Source organism: Enterobacter sp. UPMP2052 (assembly GCF_053709675.1).
Genome location: NZ_JBSKJR010000001.1, coordinates 1583092 through 1601419, shown reverse-complemented (window position 1 = coordinate 1601419; position 18328 = coordinate 1583092). Strand labels below are relative to the sequence as shown.

The following is an 18328-nucleotide window of genomic DNA, read 5'->3' as shown; positions in this document are numbered from 1 at the left end:
GCCCGGTGCGGTGAACGCCGCGCCGGTGCCCTTTTTTCGAAGATGAAGGCAATGCAAAAAAACGCGGCGTTTCGTTATCCAATACTGACCGTTCTGGCCGTCACCCTCAGCGGGTGTGCCTGGATCCCGTCTAAACCGTTGGTGCAGGGTGCGACTACCGCCCAACCCGTTCCTGGCCCCGCGCCCGTTGTGAACGGCTCCATTTTCCAGACCGCGCAGCCGATTAACTACGGTTATCAGCCGCTGTTTGAAGACCGTCGCCCGCGTAATATCGGCGATACCTTGACCATTGTGCTGCAGGAAAACGTCAGCGCGAGCAAAAGCTCGTCTGCCAATGCCAGCCGCGATGGCAAAACCAATTTTGGCTTCGATACCGTTCCTCGCTACCTGCAGGGCCTGTTTGGCAATGCGCGTGCCGATGTCGAGGCGTCTGGCGGCAATACCTTTAATGGTAAAGGTGGCGCGAACGCCAGCAATACCTTCAGCGGTACGCTGACGGTCACGGTTGACCAGGTTCTGGTTAACGGCAATTTACACGTAGTGGGTGAAAAGCAGATCGCGATCAATCAGGGCACTGAGTTCATCCGCTTCTCCGGTGTGGTTAACCCTCGCACCATCAGTGGCACCAATACCGTGCCGTCCACTCAGGTGGCGGATGCGCGCATTGAGTACGTCGGCAACGGCTACATCAACGAAGCGCAAAACATGGGCTGGCTGCAGCGCTTCTTCCTTAACTTATCGCCGATGTAAGCGAGGTGACCTATGTATAAATTCCTCTTCGCCATGGTGTTGGCTCTGGGCGCGACCTGCGCCCACGCCGACCGCATTCGCGATCTCACAAGCGTACAGGGCGTGCGAGAAAACTCACTGATCGGCTATGGCCTGGTCGTGGGGCTGGACGGGACGGGCGACCAGACCACCCAGACGCCGTTTACCACCCAGAGCCTGAACAACATGCTCTCCCAGCTCGGTATTACCGTGCCGACTGGCACCAACATGCAGCTGAAAAACGTGGCGGCGGTAATGGTGACCGCCTCCTTCCCGGCGTTTGCGCGCCAGGGGCAGACCATCGATGTCGTGGTTTCGTCGATGGGTAACGCCAAAAGCCTGCGCGGCGGTACGCTGCTGATGACCCCGCTTAAAGGTGTCGACAGCCAGGTGTATGCGCTGGCGCAGGGGAACATCCTGGTCGGCGGGGCGGGTGCATCGGCGGGGGGCAGCAGCGTGCAGGTTAACCAGCTTAACGGCGGGCGTATCACCAACGGGGCAATCATCGAACGTGAACTGCCGACCCAGTTTGGCTCCGGCAACACCATTAACCTGCAGCTGAACAACGAAGATTTCACGATGGCGCAGCAGATTGCGGACACCATCAACCGCAGCCGCGGCTACGGCAGCGCCACCGCGCTGGATGCCCGTACCGTGCAGATCCGCACCTCGACGGGCAACAGCAACCAGGTACGCATGCTGGCAGACATCCAGAATATGGAAGTCAACGTGCCGGTGCAGGATGCAAAAGTGATTATCAACTCGCGCACCGGGTCGGTGGTCATGAACCGCGAAGTGTCGCTGGACAGCTGTGCCGTGGCGCAGGGCAACCTTTCGGTCACGGTTAACCGCAGCGCCAACGTCAGCCAGCCGGACACGCCGTTTGGCGGTGGTCAGACGGTGGTGACGCCGCAAACGCAGATCGATCTCCGCCAGAGCGGCGGTTCGCTGCAGAGCGTGCGCTCCAGCGCTAACCTGAACAGCGTGGTACGCGCCCTCAATGCGCTCGGCGCGACGCCGATGGATCTGATGTCCATTCTGCAATCGATGCAAAGTGCAGGCTGTCTGCGTGCCAAACTGGAAATCATCTGATGCTGACCGATAGCAAACTGCTGAGCAGTGCCGCCTGGGATGCCCAGTCGCTTAACGAGCTGAAAACCAGCGCCGGGAAAGATCCGGCGGGCAATATCCGTCCGGTGGCTCGCCAGGTCGAAGGGATGTTTGTGCAGATGATGTTGAAAAGCATGCGTGAGACCCTGCCGAAAGACGGGCTTTTCAGCAGCGATTCAACGCGACTGTACACCAGCATGTATGACCAGCAGATTGCACAGCAGATGACGGCCGGAAAAGGACTCGGTCTGGCCGACATGATTGTCAAACAGACCGAAGCCGCGCAGGGCATTCAGCCGGAGAACCCGCCGCAGGTGCCGATGAAGTTCGACCTGGAAACGGTGACCAGTTATCAGAATCAGGCCATGACGCAGATGGTGCGCAAGGCAATTCCGAAGCCAACGCCGACCAGCGATGAGCCGCTCACCGGCGACAGCAAAGACTTCCTGGCGCAGCTTTCACTGCCCGCACGCCTTGCAAGCCAGCAGAGCGGCGTGCCTCATCACCTGATTCTGGCGCAGGCCGCGCTGGAGTCCGGCTGGGGGCAGCGGCAGATCCGTAAGGAAAATGGCGAGCCGAGCTTTAACATCTTTGGCGTGAAGGCAACCTCCAGCTGGAAGGGGCCAACAACTGAGATCACCACCACCGAGTACGAGAACGGTGCGGCGGTGAAGGTGAAAGCCAAATTCCGCGTCTACAGCTCCTACCTTGAAGCCCTGTCGGACTATGTGGGCCTGCTGAGCCGAAATCCGCGCTATACCGCCGTGACTCAGGCCGCCACGCCAGAGCAGGGGGCACAGGCGTTGCAGAATGCCGGCTACGCGACCGATCCGAACTACGCGCGCAAGCTCACCAGCATGATCCAGCAGCTGAAATCGATGGGTGAGAAGGTCAGCAAGGCCTATAGCACAGATATCGAAAATCTGTTCTGAAAGTTCTCAAGTCCCGGTGGAGGCTGCCGATAACCTTCATCAGGACGCGTGTCTGAAAGTCTAAAAGGAACCCCCATGTCCAGTTTGATTAACAGCGCCATGAGTGGCCTCAGTGCTGCACAGGCGGCACTTAATACCGTCAGTAACAATATTTCAAGCTACAACGTGGCAGGGTATACCCGCCAGACCACCATTCTGGGCGCCTCGAACAGCACCCTGACCGGCGGTGGCTGGGTGGGTAACGGGGTGTATGTCTCCGGCGTACAGCGTGAGTACGATTCGTTTATCACTAACCAGCTGCGTGCGGCGCAAAACCAGAGCAGCGGCCTGACGACGCGCTATCAGCAGATGTCGAAAATTGACGATGTGCTCTCGGATACCACCAACTCCATTTCCACCACGCTGCAGGATTTCTTTAAAAGCCTGCAGACGCTGGTCAGCAACGCGGAAGATCCGGCTGCTCGCCAGACGGTCCTCGGCAAGGCTGACGGGCTGGTAAACCAGTTCAAGGTTAACGATCAGTACCTGCGTGACCAGGATTCTCAGGTCAACACCGCGATTTCGACCAGCGTCGATCAGATCAATAACTACGCGAAGCAGATCGCGAACCTCAACGATCAGATTTCTCGTCTGACCGGCGTGGGCGCAGGGGCATCGCCAAACAATCTGCTCGATCAGCGTGACCAGCTGGTCAGCGAGCTGAACAAAATTGTTGGGGTGGAAGTCTCCGTTCAGGACGGCGGCACCTACAACATTTCGTTCGGCAATGGTTACAGCCTGGTTCAGGGCAGTAAAACGAACCAGCTGGCAGCAGTCGCATCCAGTGCTGATCCTACGCGTACCACGGTGGCGTATGTCGATGACGTGGCGGGCAACGTTGAAATTCCTGAAAAATTGCTTAACACCGGTTCGCTGGGCGGGCTGTTAACGTTCCGTTCGGAAGACCTGGACAACGCGCGTAACACCCTCAACCAGCTGGCGCTGGCCTTTGCGGACGCGATGAACACCCAGCACGAAGCGGGTTTTGATGCTAACGGTGCTGCCGGCGGCGCGCTGTTCAACATGGGGTCTCCTGCGGTGGTTGGCAACAGCCATAATTCCGTACCAGGCGCAACGATGACCGCCAGCGTAACGGATAGTTCAAAGGTGCAGGCGACGGACTACAAGTTCGAATTCAACGGCACGGACTGGACGGTAACGCGGCTTTCTGACAAGACCTCTTTCACCGCGACACCTGATGCCAGCGGCAAGATGACCTTTGATGGCCTGACCGTGAACGTCAGCGGCACTGCTGCAACCAAAGACAGCTTTACCGTTAAGCCGGTTGTGAACACCATCGTCAACATGAGTCTGGCGATCAGCGATGAATCTAAGCTTGCCATGGCTTCTGTGGCCGACGGCGGCGAAAGCGATAACCGTAACGGTAAGGCGCTGGTTGACCTGCAAAACAGCAAAGTGGTGGGCGGCAATAAGACCTTCAACGATGCCTATGCGGCGCTGGTCAGTACCGTGGGCAGCACGACGGCCTCGCTGAAAACCAGCAGCCAGACCAAAGCCAATGTTGCAACACAGTTGAGCAACCAGCAGCAGTCTATCTCTGGCGTCAACCTCGACGAAGAGTACGGCAACCTGCAGCGCTACCAGCAGTACTACTTGGCAAATGCCCAGGTGCTGCAAACGGCCAATACGCTTTTTGATGCGTTAATCAATATTCGCTAACGACGAGGTAATCCATGCGTATTAGCACCCAGATGATGTACGAGCAGAACATGCGCGGCATCACCGATTCTCAAAGCCGCTGGCTGGGCTATGGCGAACAGATGTCTTCGGGCAAGCGCGTGAACCGCCCGTCCGACGATCCGATCGCGGCCTCTCAGGCGGTTGTGCTGTCTCAGGCACAGTCACAGAACAGCCAGTTCGCGCTGGCGCGTACGTTTGCCACGCAAAAAGTCTCTCTGGAAGAGAACGTGCTGGGCCAGGTTACCACGGCGATCCAGTCCGCGCAGGAGAAAATTGTCTATGCGGGCAACGGTTCGTTAAGTGACAACGACCGGGCGTCGCTGGCAACCGATTTAAAAGGTATTCGCGATCAGTTGATGAACCTGGCGAACAGCACCGACGGTAATGGGCGGTATATTTTTGCCGGTTATAAGACCGACAACGTGCCGTTTGATCAGGCTAACGGCGACTATAGCGGCGGATCTGAGGCCATCTCTCAGCAGGTCGACTCTGCGCGCAATATGCAGATCAGCCATACCGGTTCCGAGGTCTTTGACAAATTTACCAGTAATGCGAAACCGGAGCCTGATGGCAGTACGCCTGAAACGAACCTGTTTAAGATTCTGGATAAGGCTATCGACGCGCTGAACACCCCGACCGAAAGCGACCAGACCAAAATGGATGCGCTCACGGACAGCATTAACCAGGCGAACCGTGGCCTGAGCAACGCGCTGGATAACGTGCTGACCGTGCGTGCCGATCTGGGGACCAAGCTGACGGAACTGGATAAACTGGATGCGCTTGGCGATGACCGCGCGCTGGGGCAAACGCAGCAGATGAGCGACCTGGTGGATGTGGACTGGAATGCCGCGATCTCCTCGTACACCATGCAGCAGGCGGCCCTGCAGGCCTCTTATAAAGCGTTCAGCGATATGCAGGGCATGTCCCTGTTCCAGCTGAACAGATAATAGTCTGACCGATTAGAGCACGTTCTGAAACTGGGCGTGTTTTGACTGCCCAATCCTGATTCGGATTGGGCATTTTTTTATGCCGCTTCCGCCGGCGAAGCGGCTGTACGCGCGCTTTCAACCAGACGGATAGCCAGCGCAATGGCTCCGCTCACCGTTGCCAGGGCGACCACGCCAGACCACCCCGCCAGAGTATAGACCTGACTCCCCAGCGCTGAGCCAAGCGCCATGCCGATGAAGATCACCGTAAACAGCAGGGCGTTAAGACGTCCGCGCGCCTGCGGTTCAAGGCTGTAAACCAGGTTCTGATGGGCTACCAGGCTCGACTGCAGGCCCAGGTCGAAGCCGATGGCAGAAACGGCAATCAGGATGAGCTGGCCATAAACCCCAAGGGCAGGCATCAAAAACATCAGCGCAAATGACACGGTCACCAGGGCAGCGCCCAGCTGTGTAACCTTTCCGGCCCCGAGTTTATCCGCCAGTCCGCCTGCCAGCGGTGCGGCTAATGCGCCTGCGGCACCGGCAATCCCAAATCCTCCGGCGACGGCGCTGCCAAGGTGGAAGCGTTCGAGCAGCATGACCGCAAGCGTTGACCAGAAGGCGCTGAAGGCAATCGACAGGAAGCCCTGCGCCAGCGCTGCCCGGCGCAGCGCCGGATAGCGGCCCCACAGGTGCGCCATCGAGCGCATCAGTGCGGGGTAGCCGAGCGTGGAGTGAACCGCAAAGCGGGGCAGTACCGCCCACATCATAAGGCCTACAAAGGCGATGCTTGCGGCAGCCAACTGGTACATGACCCGCCAGCCGAAGGCTTCACCGACGGCACCGCTCACTGTCCGGGAGAGTAGGATCCCCAGCAGCAGGCCGGTCATCACCGTGCCGACCGTTTTACCCTGTTTCCCCTCCGGGGCGAGGATTGCCGCGGCAGGGACAATATCCTGTGTCATAGTGGCGGCCATGCCAATCAGCAGGCTGGCGAGCAGCAGGGAATGCAGTTGCCCGGTCAGGCTACAGCCTAGCAGGAAAAGGGCCAGGGCTGCGCTTTTGATTAAAATTAACGTCCGGCGATCGTGACGGTCACCCAGGGGCAACAGGAATAAAATCCCCAGCGCATAGCCCGCCTGGGTCAGGGTGGGGACCAGGCCCATTCCCTCAATGCTCAGATGAAGGTCCGCGCCGATCAGCGGCAGTAAGGGTTGTGCGTAGTAAATGGCGGCGACGCTAAAGCCCGCGCCCAGAGCCAGCATGAAAATTACCCAGCGATTCACCGCATGGGGGGCAGTCGTTGTGTTCATAAGCTATTCCTCATTCATCGTGTGCGGCTATTTTTTATCAGCACGGCTTGCGACGGTAGACGGCCCGGTGGTAAAACGCTTATACGTTGAACGTATGGCAGATAAAAATATGAAGCGGGTAGAGCGTATAGATCGGGTTGAATTAATGCGCACCTTTGTGCGAATCGTCGAAGCGGGGTCTCTCTCGGCGGCCGCGCGCCAGCTCTCGACAACCCAGGCTACCGTCAGCCGACGGCTACAGTCCCTTGAGACGCTGCTGGGCGTGCGCCTGCTGGTGAGAACCACGCATACGACCCGGCTCACCGACGACGGCGAACGCTGCTATCAGCATGCCCGACGGGTGATTGATAGCTGGCTGGCGCTGGAGGATGAGGTCGGGCAAAACGAGGACGAACCGGTCGGGGTTTTGCGCGTGCGGGCCCCGCATGCCTTTGGTCAGGATCAGCTTCTGAAGCCCCTGACGACGTTTTTGCAGCGCTACCCGCAGCTCTCCGTCGAATGGTTGCTGAATGATAAGTCGGTCGACTTTTTAGGGGACAATCTCGACTGTGCTATCCGTGTCGGGGCCGAGGTGGATCCCGCCACGGTCTCGGTTTTGCTGGCGGAAGTGCCGCGCTGCGTGGTGGCCGCGCCCTCGCTGCTGGCTCAGTTTCCGCCTGTCTCATCTCCGGACGATCTGCAGCATCTTCCGTGGGTGGCCATCAGTACCTTCTATCAGCGCCACGTAGAGCTGTATGACGGTAAATCCGATCGCCCGGTGCGCATTGCCATTACGCCGCGCCTGAGCACGGACAGCCTGTACGTGGCGCGTAATACCGCATTAACAGGGCTGGGCGTTGCGGTTGTCTCAAGCTGGACGGTTCAGGAAGATATCAGGGAGGGGCGGTTGGTGCATCTGCTGCCGGAGTGGCAACCGGCGGCGCTGCCGGTTCATCTGGTTTACCCCTGGTCTCGTTATTACCCGGCGCGCTTGCGGCGTTTTCTGGAGATGATCCGACAGGTTATGCCAGACATTGCCGGCATGACAAAGCCTGCAGAATAGCAATAAAAAAGCCGACCCGAAGGTCGGCTTTTCGCTTTAACGCGCGTTAGTCAACAGACTGTGGGCGGGTTGCTGGTGCAGTCGCCTGGTGCGTAGCACTGTGACCACCGGCAGAACCTTTCCCGTCAAAGTGGAACTCAGGACGAACCCAGTCGCTTCGGCGCGGCGCTTCCGGCACATATTCCGGTGCAGGAGCACGCGTCATCGGCGCGGTGGCAACGTGGGCTGGCGTCACGGCAGCGGTAACCGGCTCGGGTTTCACCTCTGGCGCTTTCTCTTCCACGGTTTCGGCTTCACGCACAGGCTCGACGTCAAGTTCGACGTCCTGAACCACATCTTCAGTAACGGTTTCGACAACCACGTCAGCGGTTTCTTCGACAGTGGCTGCTGGCTCAGCGTCTTGCGCGACGTCTTGTGCGACAACCGCGTCTTCTTCAGCAATGAACTGCGGTGCGGCTTCAACCGGCGCAGCAATCACTTCAGGGTGCGTGGTTTCAACGTCAACGGCCTGAGGCGCTGTTTCAACGGCCTGTGGTTCAACGACCTGAGGCTCAACTTCCTGTGGCTCAACGACCTGAGGTTCGACAACGGCAGCCGCTTGCACCGCAACGTCTTCTACGGTGGCGACGGGTGCGATAACCTCTTCGGTGACAGCCTGTTCTTCAACAGCCTGCTCCGGACGAGCAACCGGATAGCGGATCCACACTTTACCTGAAGCCATTTCCGGCGATGCGCAGGCTACGGTCAGCGGCATCGGTGATTGAGTTGGGTAACGCTCATCACGATAGCGACGACGACGCTGGCCGCTCACACGCAGATGGCGTGGAGAACGACGGGAGCGACGCGGCATACCGGCGTTATCGCGGCCTTCAGTGTTATCGTCCTGCTCAACGTTGGTGTCGACCACGGCAGGCAAGTCAACTTTCGCCAACTGCGTACCGGTTTCGATTTCAGTGGTTTCCACTGCGCTAACCACAGCCTCTTCCGCCTGTACGGCACCCACACGTACTTTTTGTGAGAGCTGGCGTGGCTTGCGACGCGGCATAACCTGAGTGCGTTCTTCCTGCTCGGATTCCTGCTGCTCAACCGGTGCTTCGCGGTTCAGGCTTTTAACTTCCTGCTGCGCCTGGCGTTTCTCGTCGTTACGACGACGGCTGCGCTCACGGCGAGGTTGCTGCTCGTCACGCTGTTTAGTCTTGTCAGACTCGTCACCTGCCGGCTGGCGAATTTCACGATCTTCCACGTTCTGCTGTGGCTTCTCGCGACGGTTGCGACGGTTGTCTTCGCGTTGTTCACGACCTTCGTTGTTATCGGCACGATTGTCACGACGCTCGTTGCGGTCATTGCGTTCGTTACGCTCGTTACGGTCACTGCGGTCATTACGATCGCGGCGGTTGTTCTGACGCTTACGACGATCCTGCTGACGTTCAGGCTTAGCTTGCTTCGGCGCTTCTTTTGGTTGCTCCGGCTGAGCTTCTTCGCCAGCAAACATTTTCTTCAACGCACCGATGATACGGCTCAGAAGACCCGGCTGTTCCGGCTGGGCTTTCGCCACTTCTGGCGCGGTTTTTTGCGCAGCAGGTTTAGCGGCCGGTTTTTCCATTGCGGCTTCCGGCGGCGCTTCCGGCATGATGAAGGTGGCTAACGCAGGCTGCTCAGGCAGTTTACGCTCGGAGGGTTCTTCATCGGATGGCAGGGCCATCTCTTCTTCATGCAGCTTAGGCAGCAGGTAGCTGAGCGTTGACGTCTCTTCACCTTTGCGAACGCGCAGGACGTGGTAGTGCGGGGTTTGCATCTGATCGTTTGGCACGATGATGCAACGTACGCCGCCCTGACGCGCTTCAATGGCGCTAACCGCGGCACGTTTTTCGTTCAGCAGGTAGGAGGCAATTGGCACGGGAACAATCGCGTGAACCTCCTGGGTGTTCTCTTTCAGCGCTTCTTCTTCAATCAGACGCAGAATGGAGAGAGACAAAGATTCGTTATCACGTACGGTGCCGGTACCGGAACAGCGCGGGCAGACGTGGTGGCTTGATTCACCCAGCGACGGGCTGAGGCGCTGGCGTGACATCTCCAGCAGGCCAAAGCGAGAAATATGGCTAATCTGGATACGCGCACGGTCCTGACGTACCGCTTCACGCAGACGGTTTTCAACCGCGCGCTGGTGACGAACCGGGGTCATGTCGATGAAGTCGATAACGATCAGTCCACCCAGGTCGCGCAGGCGGAGCTGGCGGGCGATTTCATCAGCGGCTTCAAGGTTGGTGTTGAACGCGGTCTCTTCGATATCACCGCCGCGCGTAGCACGTGCGGAGTTGATGTCGATAGCGGTCAGCGCTTCGGTGGTATCGATAACGATAGAGCCGCCGGATGGCAGACGCACTTCACGCTGGAAGGCAGACTCAATCTGTGACTCAATCTGATAATGGCTGAACAGCGGGATTTCACCGGTGTACAGTTTGATTTTGCTTGTGAAATCCGGACGACCCAGCGCGGCAATGTGCTGGCGAGCCAGCTCAAGCACTTTCGGGTTATCAATCAGAATTTCGCCGATGTCCTGACGCAGGTAGTCACGGAAGGCACGCACGATAACGTTGCTTTCCTGGTGGATCAGGAACGGAGCAGGGCGGCTTTCAGCTGCTTTCTGGATGGCTTCCCAGTGCTTAAGACGGAAGCTCAGGTCCCACTGCAGCGCTTCGGCAGATTTGCCCACGCCTGCGGTACGAACGATAAGCCCCATGCCGTCTGGCAGCTCAAGGCTTGCCAGCGCTTCCTTCAGCTCGGTACGGTCATCACCTTCGATGCGGCGAGAGATACCACCCGCACGCGGGTTGTTTGGCATCAGAACCAGATAGCTCCCCGCCAGGCTGATAAAGGTGGTCAGCGCGGCGCCTTTATTGCCACGTTCTTCTTTATCAATCTGAACGATAACTTCCTGGCCTTCGCGCAGAACATCTTTGATGTTCGGACGACCATGGGAGTTGTAGTTGGCAGGGAAGTATTCGCGGGCAATTTCTTTGAGAGGGAGGAAACCGTGACGCTCAGCACCGTAATCGACAAATGCAGCTTCAAGGCTGGGTTCAATGCGGGTGATCTTGCCTTTGTAAATGTTCGCTTTTTTCTGTTCGTGTCCAGGACTTTCGATATCCAGATCGTACAGGCGCTGCCCATCCACGAGGGCGACACGCAACTCTTCTTGCTGAGTTGCGTTGATTAACATTCTTTTCATCGTAACTTACTCATTATTCTTACATTGACGACTAAGCTGCGGGCAAGGTGACGCTTTCCTGGGTATGAACCGATGGCCTCGTGTCTATTCACGTCGCCAACCTCACGGTTGTCGCTCGCTTAAGAGGCGCAGAGTGTCGGTTGCCTGTATTTCATACGGAAACACAGCGCAATTATCAGGGGAATTGCCTGGGTAAAACTCTCCAGAGAACAATCCTTATACCGGGAAGTACTGCAACCCGCAGCCCGCTAACTGCCTGAAAGATCAATACGTCTTACGCCATTGCTGCGTGGATGATCGGTCAGACAAAATGGGTTATTCCGTTGACATCCTTTTATAACCTGGATTTAACACGGAAAACGGCTTCATTATTCCATTGCTCGCCGGGTTATAGCAAGATGACTTTTACCAATTATCACCCGGTTACTCACAGTTTCTCCACTTCAATGTCGTGATTGGTTTAATAACCACCAAATCGATTGCGCGAAACGAAGGGCAGGCCGGGTAAAAGTAAATATAAGCATAGAAAAATGAGTGGCGCTAATGCCAGACGATATTTAGAATCGCCAACCATGAAAACAGAGACTCCAGCCGTAAAAATGGTTGCTATCGCCGAAGATGACGCGGGGCAACGTATCGATAACTTTTTGCGTACCCAGCTTAAGGGTGTACCAAAGAGCATGATTTATCGCATCCTGCGTAAGGGCGAGGTGCGGGTTAACAAAAAGCGCGTGAAGCCAGAGTATAAGCTCGAAGCAGGGGATGAAATTCGTATCCCGCCGGTCCGCGTGGCGGAACGTGAAGAAGAGGTTGTTTCCCCTAAGCTGCAGAAAGTGGCCGCGCTAAGCGATGTGATCCTCTATGAAGATGACCATATTCTGGTGCTGAATAAACCGTCGGGTACGGCGGTGCATGGCGGCAGCGGCCTGAGCTTTGGCGTGATTGAAGGACTGCGTGCGCTGCGCCCTGAGGCCCGTTTCCTTGAACTGGTGCACCGCCTTGACCGCGACACGTCCGGCGTACTGTTAGTGGCGAAAAAACGTTCTGCGCTGCGTTCTCTGCACGAACAACTGCGTGAGAAAGGGATGCAGAAAGACTATCTGGCGCTGGTGCGCGGCCAGTGGCAATCGCATGTAAAAGTGGTGCAGGCACCGCTGCTGAAAAATATTCTGCAAAGCGGCGAGCGCATCGTGCGCGTGAACCAGGAAGGCAAGCCGTCTGAGACGCGCTTTAAAGTTGAAGAGCGCTATGAGTTTGCGACTCTGGTTCGCTGCAGCCCGGTCACAGGCCGTACCCATCAGATCCGCGTGCATACCCAGTATGCCGGGCATCCTATCGCGTTTGACGACCGCTATGGCGATCGTGAATTCGATAAGCAGCTGGCCGGTACAGGGCTGTCTCGTCTGTTCCTGCATGCGGCTGCGTTGAAGTTTACCCATCCGAACACGGGTGAGGTTATTCGCATTGAAGCGCCGCTGGACGAGCAGTTAAAACGTTGCCTGAAAGTGCTGCGCGGTTGATTACGTGCCGGGTGGCGCTGCGCTTACCCGGCCTACATGTTTTTCTCCCTCTCCCTGTGGGAGAGGTCCGGGGTGAGGGCATCAGGCCGCAACGGTTACACCGTCAATGGATTATACTCTTCGCGCCTTAACATCTGGCACAGCGCAATCAGCGGTAATCCCACCAGCGTGTTGGGGTCACGGCCGTCCAGCTTGTCGAACAGTGCAATGCCCAGTCCTTCACTTTTAAAGCTTCCCGCGCAGTTCAGCGGCCTTTCACGACGCACGTAATCCACAATCTCCTGCTCGCTGAGGTGGCGGAAATGCACGTCGAAAGGCTCGCATTCGGTTTGCAGGTGGCCCGAGGCCGAGTTGTAAAGAGCAAGCCCCGTATAAAAGGTCACAATGGTGCCGCGGGCGCGCATCAGCTGCTGGCAGGCTTTTTCTTCGGTATGGGGCTTTCCGGTGATTTCACCGTCCAGTACACAAACCTGATCGGAGCCTATAATCAAATGAGCAGGATAACGTGCGGCTAGCGACTGGGCCTTCTCCTGAGCCAGACGGGTAACCAGATGACGTGGCGTTTCGCCGGGTTGAGGTGTTTCATCAACGTCCGGTGCGGCACATTCAAAAGGGATCCCCAGTTTTTCCAGCAACATTCGGCGGTAGGGTGAAGTGGATGCGAGAACGAGATTTGGCATATTTTTTTCACCAGATATAGCGTATCGATGCCAGCCATTTTAAACTACAGGCCGCAATGTGTGCGAATAATTGGCAAAAGGCAGCTCTGGTTGCCTTTTTCTTTGACTCTATGACGTTACAAAGTTAATATGCGCGCCCTATGCAAAAGGTAAAATTACCCCTGACTCTTGATCCGGTTCGTACGGCTCAAAAACGCCTCGATTATGAAGGAATCTATTCTTCCGATCAGGCAGAGCGTATTGCCGAATCCGTAGTCAGTGTGGACAGTGATGTAGAATGCTCCATGTCGTTCGCTATCGACAACCAGCGCCTTGCCGTTTTAACCGGTGATGCAAAGGTGACGGTAACGCTCGAATGCCAGCGTTGCGGGAAACCGTTTGTACAGCATGTTCACACAACGTATTGTTTTAGCCCGGTGCGTTCCGACGAACAGGCTGAAGCACTCCCGGAAGCGTATGAGCCGATTGAGGTTAACGAATTCGGTGAAATCGATCTTCTGGCGCTGGTTGAAGATGAAATCATCCTCACCTTGCCAGTCGTTCCGGTGCATGATTCTGAACACTGTGAAGTGTCCGAGGCGGACATGGTCTTTGGGGAACTGCCTGATGAAGCGCAAAAACCAAATCCATTTGCCGTATTAGCCAGCTTAAAGCGTAAGTAATTGAGGAGTAAGGTCCATGGCCGTACAACAGAATAAACCAACCCGTTCCAAACGTGGCATGCGTCGTTCCCATGACGCGCTGACTGCAGTTACCAGCCTGTCTGTAGACAAGACTTCTGGTGAGAAACACCTGCGTCACCACATCACCGCTGACGGTTTCTACCGCGGCCGCAAGGTTATCACTAAGTAATCACGCGTTTGCGTGATTAGGCTTAGTGAGGATTTCCCCGTGCAAACGGGGAATGTACCTAACCAGGCTGCGACGATACCTTGACACGTCTAACCCTGGCGTTAGATGTCATGGGGGGAGATTTTGGCCCTTCCGTGACAGTGCCTGCAGCTTTGCAGGCACTGAACTCTAATTCGCAACTCACACTTCTTTTAGTCGGCAATCCCGACACAATCACGCCATTACTTGCAAAAGCTGACTTTGAACAACGTTCACGTCTGCAGATTATTCCTGCGCAGTCAGTTATTGCCAGTGATGCACGGCCATCGCAGGCCATCCGCAATAGCCGCGGTAGCTCTATGCGCATCGCGCTGGAGCTGGTGAAAGAAGGTCGAGCGCAGGCCTGCGTCAGTGCGGGGAATACCGGCGCGCTGATGGGGCTGGCGAAATTATTGCTCAAACCTATCGAGGGTATTGAGCGCCCGGCGCTGGTCACGGTGTTACCGCATCAGCAGAAGGGCAAGACGGTGGTACTGGATTTGGGTGCCAACGTTGATTGTGATAGTAGAATGCTGGCGCAGTTTGCCGTGATGGGCTCGGTGCTGGCAGAAGACGTGGTCGGGATCCGTAATCCCCGCGTGGCGTTACTCAATATTGGTGAAGAAGAGACCAAAGGCCTGGACAGCATTCGCGATGCCGCAGAATTGCTTAAACAGGTACCGTCCATCAACTATATTGGTTATCTCGAAGCCAATGAGTTATTGACGGGAAAAACGGATGTATTGGTGTGTGATGGCTTCACCGGGAACGTAACGCTGAAGACCATGGAAGGGGTTGTAAGAATGTTTCTTTCCCTGCTGAAATCGCAGGGAGAGGGTAAAAAAAGGTCCTGGTGGCTCATTTTATTAAAGCGTTGGTTACAAAAAAGCCTGACGCGGCGATTCAGTCACCTCAACCCCGACCAGTATAATGGCGCCTGTCTGTTAGGATTGCGCGGCATCGTGATCAAGAGTCACGGTGCGGCTAATCAGCGAGCATTTTCCGTCGCGATTGAACAGGCAGTGCAGGCGGTGCAGCGACAAGTCCCTCAGCGGATTGCCGCTCGCCTGGGATCTGTATTAGCTAAAAGTGACTGAGCGTACATGTATACGAAGATTTTAGGTACCGGCAGCTATCTGCCACAAAACGTGCGAACCAACGCCGATCTCGAAAAAATGGTAGATACGTCTGACGAGTGGATTGTCACGCGCACAGGTATCCGTGAACGTCGTATCGCCGCGCCAGACGAAACCGTTTCGACCATGGGCTTTGAAGCCGCACAGCGTGCCATTGAGATGGCGGGCATTGATAAAGAGCAGATTGGTTTGATCGTGGTTGCCACGACCTCCGCCACGCACGCGTTCCCAAGCGCAGCGTGTCAGGTGCAGAACATGCTCGGTATTAAAGGTTGCCCGGCATTTGACGTGGCGGCCGCCTGCGCAGGTTTCACCTATGCGCTGAGTATTGCCGATCAGTATGTAAAATCCGGCTCCGTCAAATATGCGCTGGTGATCGGTGCAGACGTGCTGGCGCGTACCTGCGATCCTGCCGATCGCGGCACGATCATTATTTTTGGCGACGGCGCAGGCGCAGTCCTGCTGGGGCAGTCTGAAGAACCGGGTATCATCTCCACGCATCTGCATGCAGATGGCCGCTACGGTGAATTGCTGACCCTGCCTAACGCCGATCGCGTCAATCCGGATAGCTCCATTTACCTGACGATGGCGGGTAATGAAGTATTCAAGGTGGCAGTAACCGAGCTGGCGCACATTGTTGATGAGACGCTGGAAGCGAACAATCTTGAACGCTCCGCGCTCGACTGGCTGGTTCCGCATCAGGCGAACCTGCGCATCATCAGTGCGACCGCGAAAAAGCTGGGTATGTCGATGGATAACGTTGTGGTGACGCTCGATCGTCACGGCAATACCTCTGCGGCATCGGTACCGTGCGCATTTGATGAAGCGGTACGCGATGGACGAATCAAACGGGGCCAGCTGGTCCTGCTTGAAGCCTTCGGTGGTGGGTTCACCTGGGGTTCCGCGCTGGTTCGTTTCTAGGATAAGGATAAAAAATGACGCAATTTGCTTTTGTGTTCCCGGGTCAGGGCTCACAAGCCGTTGGGATGTTGTCTGAAATGGCAGCGACCTATCCGGTCATTGAAGAGACTTTTCGTGAAGCTTCCGATGCGCTGGGTTATGATCTTTGGGCATTGACCCAACAGGGCCCGGCCGAAGAGCTGAACAAAACCTGGCAAACTCAGCCAGCGCTGCTGACGGCTTCCGTTGCGCTGTGGCGCGTATGGCAGCAGCAGGGCGGCAAAGCGCCAGCTCTGCTTGCGGGTCATAGCCTGGGTGAATACTCTGCGCTGGTCTGCGCCGGTGTGATCGCGTTCGCTGACGCGGTGCGTCTGGTAGAGCTGCGTGGCAAGTTCATGCAGGAAGCGGTGCCGGAAGGCACGGGCGGCATGTCTGCCATTATCGGTCTGGACGATGCGGCTATTGCGAAAGCCTGTGAAGAATCTGCAGACGGTCAGGTCGTTTCACCGGTGAACTTCAACTCGCCAGGCCAGGTGGTTATCGCCGGTCATAAAGAAGCGGTTGAACGTGCGGGTGCCGCTTGCAAAGCGGCGGGCGCAAAACGTGCGCTGCCTCTGCCTGTTAGCGTGCCGTCCCACTGTGCGCTGATGAAGCCTGCTGCCGATAAACTGGCGGTTGAGCTGGAAAAAATCACCTTTAACGCACCGACGATTTCCGTTGTGAACAACGTCGATGTGAAATGCGAAACGGCGCCGGACGCTATCCGTAACGCGCTGGTTCGTCAGCTTTATAGCCCGGTACAGTGGACCAAAACCGTTGAGTTTATGGCTTCCCAGGGCGTTGAGCATCTGTATGAAGTCGGTCCTGGTAAGGTCCTCACCGGTCTGACAAAACGTATTGTTGACACCCTGACTGCTTCGGCGATTAACGAGCCGGACGCACTGTCAGCGGCACTCTCGCAATAAAAGAGGAATACCATGAGTTTTGAAGGAAAAATCGCTCTCGTGACCGGCGCAAGCCGCGGTATCGGGCGCGCTATTGCTGAAACACTGGTTGCGCGCGGCGCGAAGGTGATTGGTACAGCAACCAGCGAGAATGGCGCTCAGGCCATCAGTGACTATCTGGGTGCGAACGGTAAAGGTCTGGTGCTGAATGTGACCGAACCTGCATCTATCGAATCTGTTCTGGAAAATATTCGCGCAGAATTTGGTGAAGTGGATATTCTGGTCAATAATGCCGGGATCACTCGCGACAACCTGCTGATGCGAATGAAAGATGATGAGTGGAACGATATTATCGAAACCAATCTTTCATCTGTATTCCGTCTGTCAAAAGCGGTAATGCGCGCTATGATGAAGAAGCGTCATGGTCGTATTATCACTGTTGGTTCCGTGGTTGGTACCATGGGAAATGCTGGTCAGGCTAACTACGCTGCGGCGAAAGCGGGTCTGATTGGTTTCAGTAAATCGCTGGCGCGTGAAGTCGCGTCCCGCGGTATTACTGTAAACGTTGTTGCTCCGGGTTTTATTGAAACGGACATGACGCGTGCGCTGACTGATGAGCAGCGTGCGGGTACGCTGGCAGCAGTTCCGGCGGGTCGTCTTGGCGACCCTAAAGAAATCGCCAGCGCGGTTGCATTTTTAGCCTCTGACGAAGCGAGTTACATCACTGGTGAGACTCTCCACGTCAATGGCGGGATGTACATGGTTTAACCACGATAAAAAAATTTGCGTTATTAGGTCGAATGGCCTCAAAATAACGTAAAATCGTGGTAAGACCTGCCGGGATTTAGTTGCAAATTTTTCAACATTTTATACACTACGAAAACCATCGCGAAAGCGAGTTTTGATAGGAAATTTAAGAGTATGAGCACTATCGAAGAACGCGTTAAGAAAATTATCGGCGAACAGCTGGGCGTTAAGCAGGAAGAAGTTGTGAACTCCGCTTCCTTCGTTGAAGACCTGGGCGCAGATTCTCTTGACACCGTTGAGCTGGTAATGGCTCTGGAAGAAGAGTTTGATACTGAGATTCCGGACGAAGAAGCTGAGAAGATCACCACCGTTCAGGCTGCCATTGATTACATCAACGGTCACCAGGCGTAAGTGAACATCTCCAGGCGGTCATTCGACCGCCTGAGTTTTATCTTTTTTAGTCCCACGAAT

Annotated in this window: 17 protein-coding genes; 14 read left to right on the top strand and 3 right to left on the bottom strand. The window is 56.1% G+C overall.

Annotated features, from left to right (window positions below; translation table 11 throughout):
- The first annotated feature begins 51 nt into the window (after positions 1 to 51).
- The 5 genes from flgH to flgL all read left to right on the top strand — a co-directional run bounded on the left by flgH (position 52) and on the right by flgL (position 5497).
- Positions 52 to 750: a flagellar basal body L-ring protein FlgH gene (gene flgH / locus ACWKX3_RS07470; RefSeq protein WP_058609153.1), complete on the top strand. Its 699-nt coding sequence runs from the start codon at positions 52 to 54 to the stop codon at positions 748 to 750.
- A gap of 12 nt (positions 751 to 762) precedes the next feature.
- Entirely contained in the window at positions 763 to 1860 is a 1098-nt protein-coding gene (locus ACWKX3_RS07465) for a flagellar basal body P-ring protein FlgI (RefSeq protein WP_058609152.1), read from the top strand.
- Positions 1860 to 2810, top strand: a complete 951-nt coding sequence (gene flgJ, locus ACWKX3_RS07460) for a flagellar assembly peptidoglycan hydrolase FlgJ (protein WP_058609151.1) — start codon at positions 1860 to 1862, stop codon at positions 2808 to 2810. Before ACWKX3_RS07465 ends, flgJ begins: the two co-directional genes overlap by 1 nt.
- A 75-nt stretch (positions 2811 to 2885) precedes the next feature.
- On the top strand, positions 2886 to 4529 hold the full coding sequence (flgK, locus tag ACWKX3_RS07455; protein WP_088207510.1) for a flagellar hook-associated protein FlgK: 1644 nt from the start codon (positions 2886 to 2888) through the stop codon (positions 4527 to 4529).
- Positions 4530 to 4543: 14 nt separating this feature from the next.
- Positions 4544 to 5497 carry a flagellar hook-associated protein FlgL gene (flgL, locus tag ACWKX3_RS07450; RefSeq protein ID WP_102891097.1) on the top strand — a complete coding sequence of 318 codons (954 nt, stop codon included), beginning with the start codon at positions 4544 to 4546 and terminating at the stop codon, positions 5495 to 5497.
- Positions 5498 to 5574: 77 nt separating this feature from the next.
- Here the strand turns inward: flgL and ACWKX3_RS07445 are convergent, their stop codons facing one another.
- A complete protein-coding gene (locus ACWKX3_RS07445; RefSeq protein ID WP_454541537.1) occupies positions 5575 to 6789 on the bottom strand; it encodes an MFS transporter in 1215 nt (404 codons plus the stop codon).
- Positions 6790 to 6898: 109 nt separating this feature from the next.
- Between ACWKX3_RS07445 and ACWKX3_RS07440 the strand changes: the two genes are divergently transcribed.
- Complete coding sequence (locus ACWKX3_RS07440; RefSeq protein ID WP_161975900.1) at positions 6899 to 7831, top strand: LysR family transcriptional regulator; 933 nt, start codon at positions 6899 to 6901, stop codon at positions 7829 to 7831.
- Between the two features lie 46 nt (positions 7832 to 7877).
- Here the strand turns inward: ACWKX3_RS07440 and rne are convergent, their stop codons facing one another.
- A complete protein-coding gene (gene rne, locus ACWKX3_RS07435) occupies positions 7878 to 11060 on the bottom strand; it encodes a ribonuclease E (RefSeq protein WP_454541536.1) in 3183 nt (1060 codons plus the stop codon).
- A 572-nt stretch (positions 11061 to 11632) separates the two neighbouring features.
- Between rne and rluC the strand changes: the two genes are divergently transcribed.
- Positions 11633 to 12580: a 23S rRNA pseudouridine(955/2504/2580) synthase RluC gene (rluC, locus tag ACWKX3_RS07430; protein ID WP_006174676.1), complete on the top strand. Its 948-nt coding sequence runs from the start codon at positions 11633 to 11635 to the stop codon at positions 12578 to 12580.
- A 95-nt stretch (positions 12581 to 12675) separates the two neighbouring features.
- Here rluC and ACWKX3_RS07425 read toward each other — a convergent pair whose 3' ends face one another.
- A complete protein-coding gene (locus ACWKX3_RS07425; RefSeq protein WP_042319538.1) occupies positions 12676 to 13260 on the bottom strand; it encodes a Maf family protein in 585 nt (194 codons plus the stop codon).
- Between the two features lie 140 nt (positions 13261 to 13400).
- Between ACWKX3_RS07425 and yceD the strand changes: the two genes are divergently transcribed.
- From yceD to acpP, 7 genes are all read left to right on the top strand, one after another.
- Positions 13401 to 13922, top strand: a complete 522-nt coding sequence (gene yceD, locus ACWKX3_RS07420) for a 23S rRNA accumulation protein YceD (protein ID WP_006174678.1) — start codon at positions 13401 to 13403, stop codon at positions 13920 to 13922.
- A 16-nt stretch (positions 13923 to 13938) separates the two neighbouring features.
- Entirely contained in the window at positions 13939 to 14112 is a 174-nt protein-coding gene (rpmF, locus tag ACWKX3_RS07415) for a 50S ribosomal protein L32 (RefSeq protein ID WP_003857964.1), read from the top strand.
- A gap of 80 nt (positions 14113 to 14192) precedes the next feature.
- Positions 14193 to 15227 (top strand): phosphate acyltransferase PlsX, encoded by a 1035-nt coding sequence (gene plsX / locus ACWKX3_RS07410; protein WP_071599697.1) that lies wholly within the window; start codon positions 14193 to 14195, stop codon positions 15225 to 15227.
- Positions 15228 to 15233: 6 nt separating this feature from the next.
- Entirely contained in the window at positions 15234 to 16187 is a 954-nt protein-coding gene (locus ACWKX3_RS07405; RefSeq protein WP_058609147.1) for a beta-ketoacyl-ACP synthase III, read from the top strand.
- A gap of 14 nt (positions 16188 to 16201) precedes the next feature.
- Positions 16202 to 17131 (top strand): ACP S-malonyltransferase, encoded by a 930-nt coding sequence (gene fabD, locus ACWKX3_RS07400; RefSeq protein ID WP_088207505.1) that lies wholly within the window; start codon positions 16202 to 16204, stop codon positions 17129 to 17131.
- A gap of 12 nt (positions 17132 to 17143) precedes the next feature.
- A complete protein-coding gene (fabG, locus tag ACWKX3_RS07395) occupies positions 17144 to 17878 on the top strand; it encodes a 3-oxoacyl-ACP reductase FabG (RefSeq protein ID WP_058609145.1) in 735 nt (244 codons plus the stop codon).
- A 153-nt stretch (positions 17879 to 18031) separates the two neighbouring features.
- The gene (gene acpP / locus ACWKX3_RS07390) at positions 18032 to 18268 is read left to right on the top strand and encodes an acyl carrier protein (protein WP_003857954.1); all 237 of its coding nucleotides are present in this window, start codon (positions 18032 to 18034) and stop codon (positions 18266 to 18268) included.
- Positions 18269 to 18328 lie beyond the last annotated feature (60 nt).